The organism is Streptomyces sp. NPDC001450 (assembly GCF_053597295.1).
Genome location: NZ_JBSFHY010000010.1, coordinates 186,459 through 205,770, shown reverse-complemented (window position 1 = coordinate 205,770; position 19,312 = coordinate 186,459). Strand labels below are relative to the sequence as shown.

At 70.6% G+C, this 19,312-nt stretch carries 18 protein-coding genes and 1 pseudogene; 11 read left to right on the top strand and 8 right to left on the bottom strand.

Annotation, left to right across the window (positions count from 1 at the left end):
- Nucleotides 1–2,630 (bottom strand): glycosyl hydrolase (locus tag ACWC5O_RS13985; protein WP_450780976.1); only part of this gene is annotated, 2,630 nt, incomplete at its 3' end.
- 390 nt (nucleotides 2,631–3,020) lie between these two features.
- On the opposite strand from ACWC5O_RS13985, the pseudogene ACWC5O_RS13980 reads away from it, so the two are divergent.
- Nucleotides 3,021–3,199, top strand: a pseudogene (locus ACWC5O_RS13980) (tyrosine-type recombinase/integrase); the annotation flags it as partial.
- Between the two features lie 7 nt (nucleotides 3,200–3,206).
- On the opposite strand, the gene sodN reads toward ACWC5O_RS13980, so the two are convergent.
- Nucleotides 3,207–3,602: a superoxide dismutase, Ni gene (gene sodN / locus ACWC5O_RS13975; protein WP_020123534.1), complete on the bottom strand. Its 396-nt coding sequence runs from the start codon at nucleotides 3,600–3,602 to the stop codon at nucleotides 3,207–3,209.
- Nucleotides 3,603–3,747: 145 nt separating this feature from the next.
- Here sodN and sodX point away from each other — a divergent pair, with 145 nt between their 5' ends.
- Nucleotides 3,748–4,182, top strand: a complete 435-nt coding sequence (sodX, locus tag ACWC5O_RS13970) for a nickel-type superoxide dismutase maturation protease (protein ID WP_450581100.1) — start codon at nucleotides 3,748–3,750, stop codon at nucleotides 4,180–4,182.
- Here sodX and ACWC5O_RS13965 read toward each other — a convergent pair.
- A complete protein-coding gene (locus tag ACWC5O_RS13965; protein ID WP_450580911.1) occupies nucleotides 4,086–4,715 on the bottom strand; it encodes a CGNR zinc finger domain-containing protein in 630 nt (209 codons plus the stop codon). The genes sodX and ACWC5O_RS13965 overlap by 97 nt on opposite strands.
- 100 nt (nucleotides 4,716–4,815) lie before the next feature.
- Between ACWC5O_RS13965 and ACWC5O_RS13960 the strand changes: the two genes are divergently transcribed.
- The 3 genes from ACWC5O_RS13960 (at nucleotide 4,816) to ACWC5O_RS13950 (ending at nucleotide 6,969) form a co-directional block, all read left to right on the top strand.
- Nucleotides 4,816–5,574, top strand: a complete 759-nt coding sequence (locus ACWC5O_RS13960; protein WP_450580910.1) for a class I SAM-dependent methyltransferase — start codon at nucleotides 4,816–4,818, stop codon at nucleotides 5,572–5,574.
- Nucleotides 5,575–5,722: 148 nt separating this feature from the next.
- Nucleotides 5,723–6,211, top strand: coding sequence for a SigE family RNA polymerase sigma factor (locus ACWC5O_RS13955; protein ID WP_450580909.1), 489 nt, complete (start codon nucleotides 5,723–5,725; stop codon nucleotides 6,209–6,211).
- Nucleotides 6,208–6,969, top strand: a complete 762-nt coding sequence (locus ACWC5O_RS13950) for a hypothetical protein (RefSeq protein WP_450580908.1) — start codon at nucleotides 6,208–6,210, stop codon at nucleotides 6,967–6,969. Before ACWC5O_RS13955 ends, ACWC5O_RS13950 begins: the two co-directional genes overlap by 4 nt.
- A 153-nt stretch (nucleotides 6,970–7,122) precedes the next feature.
- Here the strand turns inward: ACWC5O_RS13950 and ACWC5O_RS13945 are convergent, their stop codons facing one another.
- The 3 genes from ACWC5O_RS13945 to ACWC5O_RS13935 are packed head-to-tail and all read right to left on the bottom strand — an operon-like array spanning nucleotide 7,123 to nucleotide 9,861.
- On the bottom strand, nucleotides 7,123–7,929 hold the full coding sequence (locus ACWC5O_RS13945) for an amino acid ABC transporter ATP-binding protein (RefSeq protein WP_450580907.1): 807 nt from the start codon (nucleotides 7,927–7,929) through the stop codon (nucleotides 7,123–7,125).
- Nucleotides 7,926–8,864, bottom strand: a complete 939-nt coding sequence (locus ACWC5O_RS13940) for an amino acid ABC transporter permease (protein ID WP_450580906.1) — start codon at nucleotides 8,862–8,864, stop codon at nucleotides 7,926–7,928. Before ACWC5O_RS13940 ends, ACWC5O_RS13945 begins: the two co-directional genes overlap by 4 nt.
- Nucleotides 8,865–8,901: 37 nt before the next feature.
- Nucleotides 8,902–9,861 (bottom strand): ABC transporter substrate-binding protein, encoded by a 960-nt coding sequence (locus tag ACWC5O_RS13935; protein ID WP_450580905.1) that lies wholly within the window; start codon nucleotides 9,859–9,861, stop codon nucleotides 8,902–8,904.
- 572 nt (nucleotides 9,862–10,433) lie between these two features.
- Between ACWC5O_RS13935 and ACWC5O_RS13930 the strand changes: the two genes are divergently transcribed.
- Entirely contained in the window at nucleotides 10,434–11,654 is a 1,221-nt protein-coding gene (locus ACWC5O_RS13930; protein WP_450580904.1) for an NAD(P)-dependent malic enzyme, read from the top strand.
- A 194-nt stretch (nucleotides 11,655–11,848) separates the two neighbouring features.
- Nucleotides 11,849–12,814, top strand: coding sequence for a zinc-binding dehydrogenase (locus tag ACWC5O_RS13925; RefSeq protein ID WP_450580903.1), 966 nt, complete (start codon nucleotides 11,849–11,851; stop codon nucleotides 12,812–12,814).
- Nucleotides 12,815–12,884: 70 nt separating this feature from the next.
- On the opposite strand, the gene ACWC5O_RS13920 is transcribed toward ACWC5O_RS13925, so the two are convergent.
- Nucleotides 12,885–13,961 (bottom strand): PadR family transcriptional regulator, encoded by a 1,077-nt coding sequence (locus ACWC5O_RS13920; protein ID WP_450580902.1) that lies wholly within the window; start codon nucleotides 13,959–13,961, stop codon nucleotides 12,885–12,887.
- Nucleotide 13,962: 1 nt separating this feature from the next.
- The gene (locus ACWC5O_RS13915) at nucleotides 13,963–14,946 is read right to left on the bottom strand and encodes a DUF4097 family beta strand repeat-containing protein (protein ID WP_450580901.1); all 984 of its coding nucleotides are present in this window, start codon (nucleotides 14,944–14,946) and stop codon (nucleotides 13,963–13,965) included.
- Between the two features lie 269 nt (nucleotides 14,947–15,215).
- On the opposite strand from ACWC5O_RS13915, the gene ACWC5O_RS13910 reads away from it, so the two are divergent.
- The 4 genes from ACWC5O_RS13910 (at nucleotide 15,216) to ACWC5O_RS13895 (ending at nucleotide 19,311) form a co-directional block, all read left to right on the top strand.
- A complete protein-coding gene (locus tag ACWC5O_RS13910; protein ID WP_003992906.1) occupies nucleotides 15,216–15,395 on the top strand; it encodes a DUF6104 family protein in 180 nt (59 codons plus the stop codon).
- Between the two features lie 142 nt (nucleotides 15,396–15,537).
- The gene (locus tag ACWC5O_RS13905; protein ID WP_450580900.1) at nucleotides 15,538–15,948 is read left to right on the top strand and encodes a CU044_2847 family protein; all 411 of its coding nucleotides are present in this window, start codon (nucleotides 15,538–15,540) and stop codon (nucleotides 15,946–15,948) included.
- The gene (locus ACWC5O_RS13900; protein WP_450580899.1) at nucleotides 15,945–18,110 is read left to right on the top strand and encodes a VMAP-C domain-containing protein; all 2,166 of its coding nucleotides are present in this window, start codon (nucleotides 15,945–15,947) and stop codon (nucleotides 18,108–18,110) included. Before ACWC5O_RS13905 ends, ACWC5O_RS13900 begins: the two co-directional genes overlap by 4 nt.
- Nucleotides 18,111–18,288: 178 nt before the next feature.
- Entirely contained in the window at nucleotides 18,289–19,311 is a 1,023-nt protein-coding gene (locus tag ACWC5O_RS13895; RefSeq protein ID WP_450580898.1) for an AAA family ATPase, read from the top strand.
- The last annotated feature ends 1 nt before the right edge of the window (nucleotide 19,312 follow it).

Genomic DNA, 19,312 nt, shown 5'->3' with positions numbered 1-19,312 from the left:
GTCCCGTTGCCGGTGCAGTCGTAGGACACCTGTACCTGGACTCCGTTGCCGACGGCGTCCTTGGCGTCGACGGCCAGGTCGAACCGGGTGGTCTTGTCGGTGTGTTTGAGGTCCAGCCCGGAGGCGGTGAACGTGAGTGGCTTGTAGGGGCTGCCGTCGTGGTTGGTGTCATCGGCCGACGCCAGGGTGATGCTGCCGGCGGTCCCGGCCGTGCCGGCCAGTGTCCCGTCGCTGCCCAGGTACAACGTGGGCGAGGAACCCGTGCCGCCAGTGGGCGTGGGTGTCGGCGTCGGCGTCGGGGTGGGTTCCGTGCCGCCGGGCGTGCTGCCGCCGCTCCAGGTGTGGGCGCCGGCCGTGACGGTCTTGCCCGCGGGCGCCCGCACCGTGGTTCCGTCGGAGAAGTGCACCGTGGTGTCGGTGGCGGTGGTGTTGGCGGCGACGTAGGTGCGTTCGCCGTTCTTGACGAACACCGCGGTCAGCGGATTGTCGGCGGAGACGGTGGTGTCCACGGTGCCGAGTGCGGCGAGGTTGTCGATCCAGTGGAAGGTGTGGGCCTTGCTCTCGCCCTCCTCGGAGGCGAAGGAGTTGTTGGCGCGGAAGGCGGCCAGGGCCGCGTCGCCGTCGCCCAGGGCCAGGTACTCGTACCAGATGTCGGTCCAGATGGAGGGCTGGGTCTTGCCGGCCTGGTCGAGCATCTCCTGGTAGTTGGCCTTGACGTAGGCCGGGTCGTCACCGAGGTAGAGGTGCCCGCCGGTCACCGGCAGCAGGTTGATGCCCTGGATCTGTTCGGGGGCGCTGGAGAACCAGGTCGAGTAGGCGCCGCCGTTGCTCCAGACCATGCCGACCTCCTTGTGCGGGAAGTCGCTGGGGTAGATCTGGTGGTGGGTGTCGAACCAGTAGTCCTCGATGGCGGCGGCCTGGGTGGTGTACATGTAGATTCCGGCGTCCCGGACGGCCTTGTTCCCGGTGGCGACGCCCCACTGGATGAGCGCGTTGTCGAAGTTCATCCCCTCGGAGGACGACTCCTGGTTGTTGCCCGCGGCGAACGAGCCGTGGCCGGAGGCCCAGTCGTGACCGGCGTAGATGTCGAAGTCCCGCAGGTAGGGGAAGCGCTGGTCGGTGCGGTCGTAGTTGTCGGCGTCCCGGATGAGCAGGTCGACCATGCCGCCGTAGTGGTCGGCGTCGGCCCAGGTTGGGTCGAATCTGGCGAGGGTCGCGGCCGCGGCGATGTAGTAGCCGTAGTGGAAGTGGTGGTCGTTCAGCTCCTGGTCGGACCCGTAGGAGGCCGGATAGCCGATCAGCGTGCCCCACTTGCCGTCGTAGTAGAACAGGTGGCCCGTCTCGCCCGACGACGCGGTGAGCCAGTCCGTGAGTTTGGACCTGATCGCGGACAGAGCGGCGTCGCGGACGCCGGTGTCGCCGGTCTGGTCGGCGATTTCCGCCAGGCGGGCGGCGCGTCCGAGGCCCTTGCCGGTCCAGTAGGTGTCGTCGCTCTGCTGGCGGGTCGGGTCGGCCTTCTCCGCGTCGAGGTAGTCGTGCAGTGTCGTGGCGTCCGCGCCGGAGCTGTCGGCGACCGCGGGTATCTCGGGCAGCACCCCGTGGAAGACCATCGACGTCGCGAAGGACGTGATACCGGTCAGCACCTTCAGCGGGCCCCGGGACGAGGTGTACTTCTCCGGCAGCGGGCTGCCGTCGGCCAGGTGGCGCCACTGGTGCGGCAGCAGGGCCGCGACCGTCCCGGTCGCCGAGCTTTCCAGCGCGGTGGTGGTGAAGCGGTACGTGGTGGTGACGGTGCTGTCCGCCTCGTCGTACCGGTAGGACACGGCCGTGCCGGAGACGTGGTTGTGGGCGTACTTGGCGTACTCGGTCGCGAGTGCGGCACGCTCGTCGGCGGAGGTGGACGGCGTGGTCGGCAGGACGGCGACGGAGAAGTAGTCCTTGCCCGCGAGCGAGGAGGTGAAGGTGGAGCCGTCGACCGACCAGGTGGCGCCGGTGGGGGCGAAGGCGACGTAGTCGTGTCCGTCGACCCTGTAGCCGATCCTGGAGCCGGAGTTGGACCAGACGTCTACTGTGGTGTCGGAGGCGGCCTTGATCTGCGCGTCACCGCCCGTCGCACGGAAGTAGGCGAACGGAAGGCCGGAGCCGATGGTGGCCCGCAGGGTGTGCGTGCCGTCGCTGAGGTAGGGGCTGACGGTCCAGTCGCTCCAGTCGTCGACCTTCACCTCGGGGGCGGCAAGACCGGAGACACCGGCGACGAAGTCCTCCTGGTAGTTGAAGTGGTACTCGCCCACGCCCTTGCCGCTGCCGGAGATCGTCGGCTTGGTGCTGTAGGAGACGCCCAGCCCTCCCGACCGAGCTCGGAAACCAAGTGGTTGAGCGAACAGCGGCTCGCCGTAGGCGCAGTTGGTGCGCTTCCACAGGATCGACGACCACCAGTCATTGGTGGGGACGGCACCCGACGGGGCGTTTGCCGTCACCCAATGGCGCGGGTTGGTGGACAGGTCCGCGCACCCCGAGGGCAGGGGGCCGGGCGCCGTGGTGGTGTAACTGCCCGCGCCCACCGTGTCGGCGTCAGCAGTCGCGGAGTTGAGCACCGCGAGGACCGCACCGAGGAGGGCGGCGACGGCCACGAACACCGCCGCTCGCCGCCACGGTGCGGACCACTGCGCCGCCGTTAATGGCTGAGCACTGTCTCTTGACATCGGGTCACCCTTCAGCAGGAGGCGAAGCGTTCGGACGACCCGGGCCGACGCGTTCGGCGGGTCGTATGGGTGAGTGACACAGCTGGGCTTTCATATCCCAGGCTGCTACCGCAGAGAGTCGGTACTGTTGCGACTTGAGAGCGCTCTCAAGCCGGGAAGGCTAGGGTCACTCAGGGGGGTCGTCAATACAATGCGCGGTAATCGTTCGACCGACCGTCACCGGGCGGCTTCTTCGTGGAAGACGTCGCGCGTCTCAAAAGGACGCTTCCTGCACCGGCTGTCGACCGCTGCCCGAGGAGGTCCAGGGGGTTCGTGCACGAGCGCGAGGGCCGCGGGCCCGTCGAGCTGCCCCACGTGGTGACCCCCGACCTGCCCACCTGTGGCCGGGCGAAAAAGACCGCACCCGGACCGTCATGGACGCCGTGCTCGGCGGCCTGCGGACCGGGTGCGGAAGGGAAGACCAGGCGACCAAAGAAATCGCAGGTCAAGCGGCGTGATCGAAGATCAGGCCTTCTTGGTCTCCCAGAAGATCTTGTCGATCTGGGCGATGTAGTCCAGCGCCTTCTGGCCCGTGGCCGGGTCGGTGGACGCCTTGGCGGCCGAGAGGGCCTTCAGGGCGTCGTTCACCAGCTGGTGCAGCTCCGGGTACTTCTCGAAGTGCGGGGGCTTGAAGTAGTCGCTCCAGAGCACGGAGACGTGGTGCTTGGCCAGCTCCGCGCGCTGCTCCTTGATGACGGTGGCACGCGCCTGGAAGTGCGGGTCGTCGTTGGCGGCCATCTTCTCCTGAACGGCCTTCACGGACTCCGCCTCGATGCGGGCCTGGGCCGGGTCGTACACACCGCAGGGCAGGTCGCAGTGCGCGCTGACCTTGACCTTGGGGGCAAACAGGCGGGAAAGCATGGAGCATTCCTTCCTCGTGATCGTCTTCTCAGGTGCGACATTACTCCCTGAGCGACGGGTTTTCGTGAGTGCCCCCTAGGGCTTAGGACAAAAGTCCAGGGTCAGACTGGGACTGGTGGAGGAACGGACCGGGGAGGTGCCGGGGATGCCGGAGCTGTCGCAGGAGACCGAGCGGGGGAGGGGCGGTGCGCCCTTCGGGCTGGCCGAGGTGACGGGCCCGTCCATGGTTCCCACGCTGCATCACGGAGACCGGCTGCTGCTGCAGTACGGCGCCGCGATCAGGCCGGGGGACATCGTCGTCCTGCGTCACCCCTTCCAGCAGGACCTGCTGGTCGTCAAGCGTGCCGTGGAGCGGCGCGAGGGCGGCTGGTGGGTGCTCGGGGACAATCCGTACGCGGGCGGGGACAGCACCGACTACGGGGTCGTGCCCGAGGAGCTGATCCTCGGCAGGGCGCGGTTCCGGTACCGGCCGCTCAAGGACGGTCAGCGCTCGCCGCTGACGCTGGCGCGCTGGGTGCTCTCGGCCGCCAGGCCGCTGCTGCCCGACCGGTCGGCCTCCAGGCGCTTGCGGGCGCGGTAGGCGGCCACGTTGGCACGGGTCGCGCAGCGGTCCGAGCAGTAGCGCCGGGAGCGGTTGGTGGACGTGTCGAGGTAGGCGTTGCGGCAGGGGGCTGCCTGGCACAGGCCGAGGCGGTCGACGCCGTACTCGGTCAGGTGGAACGCCAGGCCCATCGCCGCTATGGCCGCGTAGCCCGCGGTGGCGTTGGACGGGTGGTCGGCCAGGTGCATGTGCCACAGCGGCCGGCCGTCCTCGTCGCGGTGGTCGTGCCCGGAGATCTGCGGGCTGACCGGGAACTCCAGCAACAGGGAGTTCAGCAGGTCCACGGCGAGCGTCTCGTCGCCCTGGTCCGCCGCCTCGAAGACCGCGCGCAGCCTGCCCCGTACCGAGCGGAAGCGCGTGACGTCGGCGTCGGTGGCGCGGCGGGCCGCCGACGCGTTCACCCCGAAGAGGTCGCGGATGGCCTCGACCGAGGTCAGCGAGTCCTTGCCCCGGACCGGTTCCTCGCTGTTGACGAGGCGTACGGCGTAATCCGAGTAATAGGCCAGTTCCACTTGTAGTCCTTACGGAGGCGTTCTATGGTCATGTCTGCGGTCGGGTAACAGCCGGTCGTGCTTCCAGGGTATTACGCGTGCATGAGGGGACGGGGAATCCATGACCACCAGTACCGGAACCGACTGGGCCGCCTGGCAGGAGAGCTGGGACCGGCAGCAGGAGTGGTACATGCCGGACCGCGAGGAGCGGTTCCGGATCATGCTCGACATGGTCGAGGCGCTGGTGGGTACGGCCCCGCGCGTGCTCGACCTCGCCTGCGGCACCGGCAGCATCACCGCCCGGCTGCTGGCCCGGTTCCCCGAGGCCACCAGCACCGGGGTCGACCTCGACCCGGCCCTGCTCGCCATCGCGCGCGGCACCTTCGAGGGCGACGACCGCGTCTCCTTCGTCACCGCCGACCTCAAGGACCCCGACTGGCCGGCGCGACTGCCGTACGACTCCTACGACGCGGTCCTGACCGCCACGGCCCTGCACTGGCTGCACAGCGAACCCCTCGCGGCCCTCTACGGTCAGGTCGCGGGGCTGGTCCGCGACGGCGGTGTCTTCATGAACGCGGACCACATGATCGACGAGAGCACGCCCCGGATCAACGCGGCGGAGCGCGCCCAGCGGCACGCGCGCATGGATCAGGCCAAGCGGGGCGGCGCCCTCGACTGGGCCGAGTGGTGGCAGGTGGCGGCGAAGGACCCGGTCCTCGCCGAGTCCACCGCCCGCCGCTTCGAGATCTACGGCGAGCACGCCGACGGGGACATGCCGTCCGCGGCGTGGCACGCGCGTGTGCTGCGCGAGAAGGGGTTCGGGGAGGCCCGGGCGGTGTGGTGCTCGCCGTCGGACACGCTGCTCCTCGCCCTCAAGTAGGTCCGGTCACGCCGAACCGGCCTGGTCACGCGCTCGAAGGGGCGGTACGAGAAATTCGTACCGCCCTTTCTGCGTCCCCGGTGGTTCCCCACCGCACTGGTACGGGTGAGACGGTCCGTACCCGGTGGACCGGCGGAAAGGGGGAGGGATGACGCGGGGCGCGGAAGCGGCTCTGCACGCCTTCGTCGAGGGCAGACGCACGGCGCTGTTCCGCAGCGCCTACCTGTTGTGCGGCAACCGCGACGAGGCGGAGGACCTCGTCCAGACGACGCTGGTGAAGGTCGTCCTCGGCGCGCGCAGACACGGGCGGCTGGAGAACCTCGAGGCCTATGCGCGCAGGACGCTGGTCAACAGCTTCATCTCGGCCCGCCGCCGGTTCTGGCGGCGCGAGCAGGCGTACGGCGAACTGCCGGACGTGGCCGGGGAGACCGCCGACAACGACACCGGACTCGTGGTGCGGGCCGCTCTCGCCTCTCTCGCGCCCAAACAGCGGGCGGTACTGGTGCTGCGCTACTGGGAGGACCTCAGCGTGGCCGCCACCGCCGAACTGCTCGGGATGCGGGAGAGCACCGTCAAGAGCCATACGGCCAGGGGACTAGCGGCGCTGAAGGCCGCGGTGCGGGAGGAGTACGTATGAGTGAGAACGAGAACGAAGTCGTACGGGAGCTGCTGTGGAAGGCGGCGGCCACTGTTCCGGTGCCGGAGAGCCGGGGCGGCGAGACGGTGTTCGCGCGGGCCTCGCGGCTGCGCCGGCGCCGGCGTGCGGCGGTGACGGGCGTGGTCGCGGCCGCGGTCGCGGCGGGCGTCGTCCTCGGGTCCGGCGTCCTGCCCGGCGGGGAGGGGCAGAGCGTGGCCGCCTCGCCGACCGCCGGGGAGTTCGGCGGCGACGCGGCCGGGTTCGCCAAGCTGCTGCCGCCGGGCGTCGGCAAGGTCCGGGAGGTGTCGCTGCTGCGGCTGATCAAGGGGGTGCCGAAGGCACCGCTGCCGAAGGACGTGGGGCCGTACGACGGGGACTACGCGGTCGCACGGGACGGCGGGGTCGGGTACGTCACCGTGCGGGTGACGCCGGCCAAGGCCGTGGCGGCCAAGGACGTGGACCCGGACCCCTGCCACATCGGCAACGTGACTCCTCCGGTGCTGAAGTGCACCAACGAGAAGGTGCCCGGTGTCGGCGTGCTGTCGATCTGGCGGACGCCCGCCCAGAAGCTCACCCAGCCGTCGCACTACGGCGACACGCTGGAGGCACGGATGCTGCTGAAGGACGGCAGCATCCTCGCCGTCCGTGACTGGACGGGCTTCCTGGGCACGGGGTCGCAGGGGCCGGTGCTGAAGACGTTCCCGCTGACGCGGGGGCAGCTGCGTGAACTGGCGCTGAAGCCGCAGCTGTTGCCGTAGCGGGGCCGTGGCGGCGGTGTGCGCGGCCACGTCCGTGGCGGGTTGCCCGAAGGGGAAGGCGGTCAACAGGCACTACGCCGGTGAGGACTTCTCATGAACGGCGGATGCCGCCCACCTCGACCGGGGTGGGCGGCATCCGCCGTTCGTGGTCGTTCAGAGCACCTTGGACAGGAACGACTGCGTCCGCTCGTGCTGAGGGTTCGTCAGCACGTCACGGGGATGGCCGGATTCGACCACCACGCCGCCGTCCATGAACACCAGGCTGTCGCCCACCTCACGGGCGAAGCCCATCTCGTGGGTGACGACGATCATCGTCATACCCGACTCGGCGAGGTCGCGCATGACGTCCAGGACGTCGCCGACCAGCTCCGGGTCGAGGGCCGAGGTCGGCTCGTCGAAGAGCATCAGCTTCGGGTCCATGGCGAGGGCCCGGGCGATGGCGACACGCTGCTGCTGGCCGCCGGAGAGCTGCGAGGGGTAGTTCCCGGCCTTGTCGGCCAGGCCCACGCGCTCCAGGAGCTGCATGGCGCGCTCCTTGGTCTCGGCCTTGGAAGCGCCCTTGACCTGGACCGGCGCCTCGATGACGTTCTCCACGGCCGTCATGTGCGGGAACAGGTTGAAGCGCTGGAAGACCATGCCGATGTCCCGGCGCTTGAGCGCGACCTCGCTGTCCTTCAGCTCGTACAGCTTGTCGCCCTTCTGGCGGTAGCCGACCAACTCGCCGTCCACGTACAGACGGCCCCCGTTGATCTTCTCGAGGTGGTTGATGCACCGCAGGAAGGTCGACTTGCCGGAGCCGGAGGGGCCGATGAGGCAGAACACCTCGCCCGGCTTCACCTCCAGGTCGATGCCCTTGAGGACCTCGACGGGACCGAAGGACTTGTGCACGCCCTCGGCCTTGACCATCGGGACGGACGTATGCGTCACGACGGAGTCCGTCTTGCTCAGCTTGTCGCTCATGCGCTCACCGCTCCCTTCGGCCGGCCCAGCGAGAGCATGTTGGCCTTCACCTTCTGCCACGGGGTCGGCGGCAGCTGGCGGCTGGAGCCGCGCGCGTAGTACCGCTCGATGTAGTACTGGCCGACGCTGAGGATCGACGTCATGATCAGATACCAGGCCGCGGCGAGGAAGTACATCTCCACCGGGGCGCCGGAGTTCTGGCCGATGTCCTGGGCGTAACGGAAGAGCTCGGGATACTGGACGGCCGCCACGAGCGAGGTCGTCTTCAGCATGTTGATCACTTCGTTGCCCGTCGGCGGCACGATCACCCGCATCGCCTGCGGGATGACGATCCGCCGCAGTGTCTTGCCGTGGCTCATGCCCAGCGCGTGCGCGGCCTCGGTCTGGCCCTCGTCGACCGCGAGCAGACCGGCGCGGCAGATCTCGGCCATGTACGCGGCCTCGTTCAGGCCGAGGCCGAGCAACGCCGTCAGCAGCGGCGTCATGAAGTTCGACCACTCGTCCTTGTAGAGCGGCATCAGGTTGATGTACTGGAAGACCAGGCCCAGGTTGAACCACAGGAACAGCTGGACCAGGACCGGGGTGCCGCGGAAGAACCAGATGTAGAACCACGCGATCGACGAGGTCACCGGGTTCTTCGACAGGCGCATCACGGCGAGACCGATGCCGCCGACGATGCCGATCAGCATCGACAGGACCGTCAGCAGGAGGGTCTTGTAGACACCGGTCATGATCCGGTCGTCGAAGAAGTAGTCCGGGACCGCGTGCCAGTTGATCTGGCCCTGGCCGAACGCGTAGATGATCGCGACGAGGAGCGCGATCGCGATGACGGCGGTGACGTACCGCCCGTAGTGCCGGACCGGGATGGCCTTGATGGCCTCCGGGCCGGCCGGCGGGGTGTCCGCCGGCTCCGCCGTCTTCTCGATGTCAGTCACGGGTGTTGCCTCTCGGTGGCCGCTCGGGTGCCGCGGGTCACTTGCCGCCGTTGATCGCGGACTCCTTGACGGCGCCGTCCTGGGCGCCCCACTTCTCGAGGATCTTCTCGTACTCGCCGTTCTTGATGACGGCGTTCATCGCGGCCTGGAGCGCGTCCCGCAGCTGGGTGTCGCTCTTGGCGACCGCGATGCCGTACGGGGCCGCCTCGACCTGGTCGCCGACGATCTGGAAGTCCTTGCCGCCGCCTGAGGTCTTCACCGCGTACGCGGCGACCGGGAAGTCGGAGGAGGCCGCGTCCACGCCGCCCGAGCGCAGGCGGGTCTGGGACTGCTGGTCGTCGTCGAACGCCTCGATGGTGAGCTTCTTGCCGCTCGGACACTTCTTGGCCTCCTGCTTGGCCAGGTCCTCCGAGACGGTGCCGCGCTCGACGGCGATCTTCTTGCCGCACAGGTCCGTCCAGGACGTGATGCCCTTGGTGTCGCCCTTGCGGGTGTAGATCGAGACACCGGCGGTCAGGTAGTCGACGAAGTCGACGCCCTCGCCGACCTTCTTGCCGGTGTCCGGGTCGACGCCCTCCTGGCGGTTCTTGTTGTCCGTCATCGCCGACATCGCGATGTCGTAGCGGCCGGAGCGCAGACCGGTGAGCAGGGCGTCGAAGGTGCCGTTCTCGAACGTGAGCTTCACGCCGAGCTGCTTGCCCATGGCTGCCGCCAGGTCGGGGTCGAGGCCGACGACCTTGCCGGAGGAGTCCTTGAACTCCACCGGGGCGTAGGCGATGTCAGAACCGACCTTGATCTCACCCTTGTCGCGGATCTCCTTGGGGAGCTTGTCGGCGAGCGGGGCGTTGCTGGTGGACGCACTGCCGGAGCCGTTGTCCTTGTTCTTGGTCTGGTCACCGCAGCCGGTGAGCAGCAGGGCGCCCGCGACCGCGATCGCACCGACCGCGGCCAGGCGGGAGTGCGCGGCGGTCGTACGACGGGTGGAGCTTGCGGTCATCGTGGTTCCTCCGGCGGATGGGAAGAGGTGCCGATGGGTCGACGGAAACACACCCCATCGGGTGTCGCGACCTCGGTGGTTTACGGCATCTTGCCATTCGGACTACGCCATTCAGGGGCGTCACTATGTCAAAATCGCATAACGGGTGACCCCCGAACCGCGTCAGGTCCTGTCAGGACTGGACTTCAGGGCCGCAGATCTGCGGAAATCCATCACTCAGGCCGGAAAATCTTCGGGCCATCTCACGATGTGGTCGCCCGTTGCGCGGACGTCGGCCGGGTCTGTGTTACCCCCGAGTCACATCCGTGTCTTGCCCGTGTCAGCCGCGTGTCATCCGCGTGTGGCGTTCTGGTCGCGAGATGTGACCTTGCACCTAATGGACTCGTCGTGAGCGCCGTCCGTCCGGTAAGAAGGTTCTTTACACCCCTCATCCGGGGCTCAGGGCGCGTGTGCGGCGCGCCCGTCGCGTCTGTGCTCGTACGTATCGGTAATCGGGCCTTACGCGGTGCCCGCCCACCCCTCACCAGGAGTGGTCGACCCTCAAACCATGCATACCTAAGGGGTAAAACAAAGTGGCAGCGGAGATCGTCAATCCTCGCAGCGACAGCAGTACGGATCAGGACGGGGCCGAGCCCCTCGATTCCTTCGATCCGGCGTTCGCGCTGCACCGCGGCGGCAAGATGGCCGTGCAGGCCACAGTGCCGGTCCGCGACAAGGACGACCTTTCCCTCGCGTACACGCCCGGCGTCGCGCGCGTGTGCACCGCGATCGCGGAGCAGCCGGACCTGGTCAACGACTACACCTGGAAGTCCTCCGTGGTGGCTGTCGTGACCGACGGCACGGCCGTGCTCGGGCTCGGGGACATCGGTCCCCAGGCCTCCCTCCCCGTGATGGAGGGCAAGGCGATCCTGTTCAAGCAGTTCGGCGGCGTCGACGCGGTTCCGATCGCGCTCGACTGCACGGGCGTGGACGAGATCGTGGAGACCGTGGTCCGGCTCGCTCCCTCCTTCGGCGGAGTGAACCTGGAGGACATCTCGGCACCCCGGTGCTTCGAGATCGAGAAGCAGCTCCAGGAGCGGCTCGACATCCCGGTCTTCCACGACGACCAGCACGGCACGGCCGTCGTGACCCTCGCGGCGCTGCGGAACGCGGCGCGGCTGAGCGGGCGCGAGATCGGGCAGCTGCGGGCCGTCATCTCGGGTGCCGGCGCGGCTGGTGTCGCCATCGCCAAGATGCTGGTCGAGGCCGGCATCGGGGACGTGGCGGTGGCGGACCGCAAGGGCGTCGTGTCGGCGGACCGCGAGGACCTGACGCCGGTCAAGCGCGAGCTGGCCGGGTTCACCAACAAGGCGGGCGTCACCGGCTCGCTGGAGGACGCGCTCGCGGGCGCCGACGTCTTCATCGGCGTCTCCGGCGGTACGGTCCCGGAGGAGGCCGTGGCCTCCATGGCGGAGGGTGCCTTCGTGTTCGCGATGGCCAACCCGAACCCGGAGGTCCACCCCGACGTGGCCCACAAGTACGCGGCGGTCGTCGCGACCGGGCGCTCGGACTTCCCGAACCAGATCAACAACGTGCTGGCCTTCCCGGGGATCTTCGCGGGCGCGCTGCAGGTGCGGGCCACTCGGATCACCGAGGGCATGAAGATCGCCGCCGCGGAGGCGCTGGCCGCCGTGGTCGGGGACGACCTCGCCGCCGACTACGTCATTCCGTCGCCGTTCGACGAGCGGGTCGCTCCGGCCGTGACCGCGGCCGTGGCTGCGGCTGCTCGTGCCGAGGGCGTCGCGCGTCGCTGACGTTGCGCTGAATGGCCCCGTCCGTTCGGGCGGGGCCATTTTCTTTACCCGCCCGCCAGCCCGTTCGGCTGTCGCGAGAGCACCGTCGAGGCGTGGGTGCCGGGCTGCGCCGCACGGGTGCCGTCACGCAAGAGGGCATGTGTCACAGCCCCCTGCAGTTCCGTCCGCTGCACAGCGCACCTATCGTCGAGCCCATGTTCGCTGCCTACGCCGCCCGAATCGACCGCGACCAGCCGCTCTCCGGCCTTGAGTTGGGGGAGCGTCCGGCCCCCGGGGCCCGGCCCGGCTGGAGCACGATCACCGTGCGGGCCGCCTCCCTCAACCATCACGACCTCTGGTCCCTGCGGGGCGTCGGACTCCCGGAGGAACGGCTGCCGATGATCCTCGGCTGCGACGCCGCCGGGATCGACGAGGACGGCAACGAGGTCGTCCTGCACTCCGTCATCGGCCAGACCGGTCACGGCGTCGGCCCCAAGGAGCCGCGCTCCATCCTCACCGAGCGCTACCAGGGCACCTTCGCCGAGCAGGTCGCCGTGCCGACCTGGAACGTCCTGTCCAAGCCGAAGGAGCTGTCCTTCGCGGAGGCCGCCTGTCTGCCGACCGCGTGGCTGACGGCGTACCGGATGCTGTTCACCAACGCCGGGGTACGACCCGGTGACTCGGTCCTCGTGCAGGGCGCGGGCGGCGGTGTCGCCACGGCCGCGATCGTGCTGGGCAAGGCGGCCGGACTGCGGGTCTTCGCCACCAGCCGGGACGAGGCGAAGCGGAAGCGCGCCCTGGAGCTGGGGGCCGTCGAGGCGGTGGAGCCGGGGGCCCGGCTGCCACAGCGGGTGGACGCCGTCATCGAGACCGTCGGCGCGGCCACCTGGTCCCACTCGGTGAAGTCCCTGCGGCCCGGCGGAACGGTCGTCATCTCCGGTGCCACCAGCGGTGACCGTCCCTCGCACGCCGAGCTGACCCGGATCTTCTTCCTGGAGCTGAAGGTCGTGGGCTCCACCATGGGCACCAAGGACGAGCTGGAGGACCTGCTCTCCTTCTGCGCCGCCACCGGCGTACGGCCCGTCATCGACGAGGTGCTGCCCCTGGACCGGGCCCGCGAGGGCTTCGAACGGCTGGAATCCGGTGACCAGTTCGGGAAGATCGTCCTGACGAACGGCTGAGACTTCTCCGTCCGGCAGCGTGTCCCGGGTGTCCGGGGGCACGCTGCCGGGTCGGCCGGTCCTCGGTGGGTCAGACCTTCGGGCCGCGCAGCAGCGCCCCGATGTGGGCCGCCGCCGTCGACAGATGGCGGCGGGCGTCGCGGAGCTGGTCGGCGGTGACGCCGTGGTCGCGGGCCGCGTCGCGGATGTCGTCGCGGAAGCGGTCGAGCAGGCGGTCCAGGTCGCGGGCCGGGTCGCCGGTGCCGTCCTCGTGGGCCCAGGACGGCTCGTACTCGGCCGGGAAGTCCTCCGGGGCGGCGGAGATGTCCGGTCCCGGCGCGGGGGCCGACGCGCGGGCTCCCTGGCCCGGCTCCCCGGCGGCGCGGCCGAAGCCCCGGTCCCTGCCGAACTCCTTCCCGTAGTCCTTCCCGAACTCGCCGAACTCCTTGGCCAGTTCGGTCAGGCCCTCTCGTACGCCGGTCGGCCAGTCGCCGCGCGTGAAGTGGTCCTGCACCCGCTCCTGGACGTGGCGGGCGATACGCTGCATCTCCTCCTGGGCCTGGGCCTGGGCCCGCGCCTGGGCCTCCTGGGCCTGGTGGCGGGCCCGCTGGGCCTCCTCGCGGGCCCGGCGGCTCTCGTCCTTGGCCCGGCGGGCCTGTTCCTTCCACTCCTGCTTGACCCGGCGCATCTCCTCCTTGGCGGCCCGCCAGGCGTCCTTGTCGGTGAGGTCGCCGTACTCCGCGAAGGGGCCCGCCTCGCCGCCGCCCGCCCTGGTGCCCCGGCGGGCCTCGGAGGCGGCCGCGCGCATCTCGCGCCGCAGGTCGCCCGCCGCGCCGCGCACGTCCGCCTTTATCTCGGCGGCGAGTTCGGCGACGGACTCGCGGATCTCCAGCTCCAGGTCGGCCAGTTCGCCGCTGCGGTCGGCCAGCTCGGCGCGGCCGGCGTCCGTGATGGCGTACACCTTGCGGCCGCCCTCGGTGGTGTGCGTGACCAGGCCCTCGGCCTCCAGCTTGGCCAGGCGGGGGTAGACCGTGCCCGCTGAGGGGGCGTACAGGCCCTGGAAGCGCTCTTCGAGGAGCCTTATCACCTCGTAGCCGTGGCGCGGGGCCTCGTCGAGCAGCTTGAGCAGATAGAGGCGGAGGCGGCCGTGGGCGAAGACGGGGGGCATGTCAGAGCACCTTCTTGTCGGTCGTGCCGTCGGCCGGGTCGCCGGGGGCGGCGGCGCCCTGGCCGGTGACGGAATTGTCCCCCGGGGCGGCCCCGGGTCCGGACGCCGGGTCGGTGGGCGTCCCGGTGGCGGTGTGACCGGCGGGCGGCGCCGCCTCCCACGCGGTGTCGTGCTCGTCCTCGCCCGGCGGGCGGCGCAGCAGGGCGATGGAGCCGGAGACCGTGGTGGCCCGGAGCCTGCCGTTGCCCGCGCCGAGGCGGCCGGTGATCTTGTGGGCGCCCCACTGGCCGTGCACCCGCAGGCCGTCGAAGGCGTTGGAGATCGTGCCGCTCGCGGTGTTCGCCTCCACGTCCGCGTCCGCCGGGTGCGGCAGGCGGATGGCGATCTCGCCGGAGACGCTGGTCAGCCGGACGTCGGTGGGGCCGTCCGGGTCCAGGTCGATGATCATGGAGCCGCTGACGGAGTCGGCGCGGACGGAGGGGCCCGAACCCTCGACCACGGTCAGGTCGCCCGAGACCGAGTTGAACCGCAGGTCGCCCGTGACGGCCTGGGCCTCCAGGTTCCCGGACACGGTGTCCGCGCGGACCGGGCCGGAGAGGCCGACCAGGGTCGTGTCGCCGTTGACGCCCTTGATCGCCGAGGGGCCGCTGAGGCCGGAGACGACCGCACCGGCGCCGACCACACCCACCTCCACGCGCGTGTCGGCGGGGACCGCCAGGGAGACGACGGCGCTGCGCCGCCAGCCCTTGCGGTCGAGCCACTTGAGGAAGCCCTTCCAGGGCAGGTCCTCGTAGGCCACCGTGAGGGTGCCGCCCTCCTGCGTGACGATCAGGGGCGGGCCCTCGATGTCCGAGACCTCCAGGCGGGCGGAACCTTCGTCCGTGCCCACGACGTTCACCGTTCCGTTGACGATGCGCACGTGCAGGTCGCTCACGGGGGTGTCGAAGGTGAGCTTCTGCGGCTCGGCGACGGACCACTCGGACATGGGGAGCCTCCTCGGCGGACACGGTCGCGCTGCCGCGACACGCCATATCGCGTCTTCTGTCAAACACGATATATCGCGGTCGCGGAAAGTCAAGACACCCTTTCGTGTCCTGGCGCACGGGGCGCTGGGGCTGGCGTGCGAAGGGGTACGCGGTCGCGGGTGGCTCATGCGCCAGGGGTGCGCCCGCAGCTGCGCGGACGCATGGGTACGCGACCGGCCCCCGTTGCATAGGCTGTCCCTGAGCTACGTACACGCAGGAAAGGCAGCCCATGTACTTCACCGACCGCGGGATCGAGGAGTTGGAGAAGCGGCGCGGCGAGGAAGAGGTCACGTTCGAGTGGCTTGCCGAGCAGTTGCGCACGTTCGTGGATCTGAATCCGGACTTCGAGGTGCCCGTCGAGCGGCTCGCCACCTGGCTCGCGCGGCTCGACGACGAGGACGACGAGTAGACGGACGAATAGACGGACGAGTGAGCAGCAGCGGCCACTCCCGTCACAGTAGGGGCGATCATCGGCCGTATCGTTCGATGACCCTCCCCCGCCGCTTTTTCCGGAGTTAGCCTTCTCCTCCCATTCAGCGAACGGGGGCGTCATGGGTGGAGGAGTCGAACGCGTACGGCTCGACGACGGAACCGTCGTCTGGGCCAGGATCGGCGCGGCCGACGAGGAAGCGCTGGACGACGGCACGTACTGGGACACCGGGTTCGGGGACCGGGTCATCGACATGGCGGGCGGGCTCGCCGGCACGGTCGGGGGCGTCGTGCGCTCCCTGCGCGCCGGTCTGGACACACCCGCTCCGGTCGAGGTGTCCGTCAGCTTCGGAATCGAACTGACGGCGCAGTCCGGCAAGATCGTGAGCGCCATCGCGGAGGGCGGCGGCAAGTCCTCCCTCACGGTGTCCCTGACCTGGACCGAACCGCCCGCGACGGCGGACGGCACGGATCCGGCGGCCCCCGGCGGCGCCGTCGCACCGCCCCGGTCCCCGGCCTCCGGCACCGCATGAGCGCCTTCGACGAGATGGTGCGCCCCTCCCTCGCACGCATCGGCGCACCAGGTGACGGGTATGCAACGGACCGTGACCTGTACTGGGGATCGGGGTTCTTCATAGCCCCTGGCTGGCTGTTGACCTGTGCCCACGTCGTGGGGAAGGGGGGAGCCGCGGTGTGCCGAGGGGAGAGCGCCATCCGCGTTACCTGGCAGGAGCGCACCGCTGCCGGCACCTGGGCGGACCGCACCGGCACCGGCACGGCAGAACTCCTCGCGCCACGGCCCGACACCCCGGAGACGTTCCGCGATCCCTGGCCGTTCCCCGACCTCGCGCTCGTTCGCGTCGGCGGCGCGGACGACGTGCGCTGCCTCTGGCTCAGCGACCGGGAGCCCGGCGCCCGCGCCCCGATCGGACTGTACGGCTGGTCCGTGCAGACCGGCGAGCTGGGCATCCGGCACGGCACCGGCGAGCTGGCGGGCTCGGACGCGCGGGCGCTGCTGCTCGGCGGCAGCCTGCCGATCGGCGGGCTGTCCGGCGGGCCCGTCCTGGATCTGCGGCACGGGTCGGTCATCGGCGTGATCAAGGGCCGTCGCCGGGAGGAGGGGGTCGCCGTCCCGGTCACCGCGCTGCACGAGCTGCCGGACCCGCGCGACGGCGCCGCTGTCCTGCACGAGGTCCTGCGCGCGCACGACCTGCACCACCTCCGTCTCCTCGACGACCCTTCTCCGTACGCGAACTGGACCACGCTCCAGGCCGCCCTGCCCGCCCTCGCGCCCCCGGCCTCCGGGATCACCGCCGACCTCCGCGCCCGGCTCCACGGCCATCTCGCCGAGCTGCCGCCGCCCGCCGGAGCGGGCGAGATCGTCCACCTCGTGGAGGAGGTCAAGGAGCAGGTGCGCGGCGAGCGGCTGCGCTCGCTGGTGCTGCAGAACGTGCGGACGTGGCGCGAGGGCGCCGGGCTGCTGTACGGGCTGCGCACGCTGGAACCGGGCGGCGGCGGCACGCTGGTCGACCTCGACGCCGTCCTGCTGTACGCGGCCAAGGTGGTCCGCAGGAGCGTGAAGGAGCGTCCCGGCGAGGTGGATCCCGCGCGGCTGAGGGCGTTCACCGACTGGCTCGGCGGGCAGGCCGACGGCCACCGGAACTGGGCGGTGGGCGAGGCCATCCGGGGGCTGCTGGAGGGGGCCGACGCCCAGGGCGGCGACGACGCCCGCCCCTCCGGGCCCGCGGCCCCGCCCGTCGTACGGCCGCCCGCCACCCGGACCGACGTCCTCGTCAAGGTGGGCCGGCCCATGTACGACGGGCGCTACCCGTGGAGTGTGCAGCTGATCTACGACGGCCTGGACGTCACCCCGGTCGACGCCGACGACCGGGGCGTCCGCGTCGAGGAGCTGGCCGCGGCGCTGCGCGCACCGCTGGCGCAGGCGCTCAGCCAGGGCGACCACGGCGAGCATCTGGCCGCGCTCGAGGTGTTCCTGCCCCGCAAGCTGTTCGATCTGCCGGTCGACGAGTGGCAGTTGCTGCCCAGTGCCGAGGCCATGGCTATGGACATGGCTATGGACATGGACATGGGCGAGGACGTCGACGACGGTGACGTCGTCGACGAGCGGTCCATGCCGCTCGGGATGCGCCGGACCGTCGTCATCCGGGACGTGCTGCGCAACGACCGTCCGCCCACGCCGGAGTGGCGCAGGCGCTGGCGCGGCGTGGTCGGCGGGCCGCTCGCGCACGAGCCGCTGCACGGCCGGGCCCCGTCCGACGGCCACCCCGCCGCGGCCCGCTCCGCGGGCAAGTACCCGTACTACGGCGCCCTGTCGGCGATGGACGACCCGTGCGTTCCGGTCTACTGCGGTCCCGTCGGCAGTGGGGAGGGGCAGGCGGCGATGAGGGACGCGCTGATGGCCGGCCACTCGGTGGTGCTCTGGCGCCGGGACCGGCACGACCACGACGAGTGCAAGGACTTCCACCGGCAGGCCGCCCATGTGCTGGGGATGGCCCGGAACGCCGAAGGCCTGCACGGCCCGGTGCGTGACCTGCGCATCCGGCTGTACGACCCCGAGTCGGCCCGGGCTCAGGGCCTGCGCGGGAAGCTCGCCGTGCTGTTCGATCCGCCGGACCGGCCGCCGTACGGCACCGAGACGATGCGACCGCCGCCGCTGGCCGCCCCCGGCGGCTGACCCGCCGGACGTCCGTGCCGGACACCCCGTCAATCCGCTTGACTCGCAAGGCTGTTCGGCGGGCCGGAAGTGAACGTCGGACCCCCCGAACCCGAGCGGACACGGCCGCCTGACGGTAGCCTCGTACGTCGAACGGCCGGGCCCGCTGCATGATCACCAGAGCCGGGAGGAGCCCAAGGTGAACGACTGGCGGATCTACCGCGGAGTGGGTCAGCCGCACGACGGCATGCTGCGGTTGCCGGCACCGCCGCCCTGGCGCGACTTCGCGGCCTCCCGGGAGGGAACGGAGGGCTCGGAGAGCGGCCCGGAGGACCCCAGCAGCGCCCGCCGGCTGGGCGTCCGCCGTCGTCTGGTCGAGAGCTACGCACCCCGGCCCGCCGAGGTGGACGCGGTCAACGCGGCCCTCTATCTGCGCCGGCCCCTGCTGGTGACCGGCAACCCGGGCACGGGCAAGTCCACCCTGGCGTACGCGATCGCCCATGAACTCGGCCTCGGCAAGGTGCTGCGCTGGCCCATCGTCAGCCGCACCACCCTCCAGGACGGCCTGTACCGTTACGACGCGATAGGCCGCCTGCAGGACGTCCAGCTGGAGCGCGCCCGCGGCGCCGAGGGCGCCACAGCCGCCCCCGGCATCGGCTCGTACATCCGGCTCGGCCCGCTCGGCACCGCGCTGCTGCCCGCAGAGCAGCCCCGCGTGCTGCTCATCGACGAACTCGACAAGAGCGACCTCGACCTGCCCAACGACCTGCTCAACACCCTGGAGGAGGGCGAGTTCTCGATCCCCGAGCTGGAGCGGCTGGCCGACCGTGAGCCCGACGTCGAGGTACTCACCCACGACGGCGACCGGGTCGCCGTGCACGGTGGCCGGATCGCCTGCACCGCCTTCCCGGTGATCGTCCTGACCTCCAATGGCGAACGCGACTTCCCCGCCCCCCTCCTGCGGCGCTGCGTCCAGCTGGAGCTGGACCCGCCCGGCGAGGAGCAGCTCACCGCCATGGTCGAGGCCCACCTCGGCGCGGAGGGCGTCGAGGCCGGCCCGGATCTCGTCCGCAGGTTCCTGGAGCGCGAACCCGGCGAGGTGCTCGCCGCCGACCAGCTCCTCAACGCCCTCTTCCTCACCCGGCACGACCCGCGCGCGCAGAGCCTCACCCGGGAACGGATCGCCGAGATGCTCATGCAGCCGCTCGACCGTACGAGGTGAT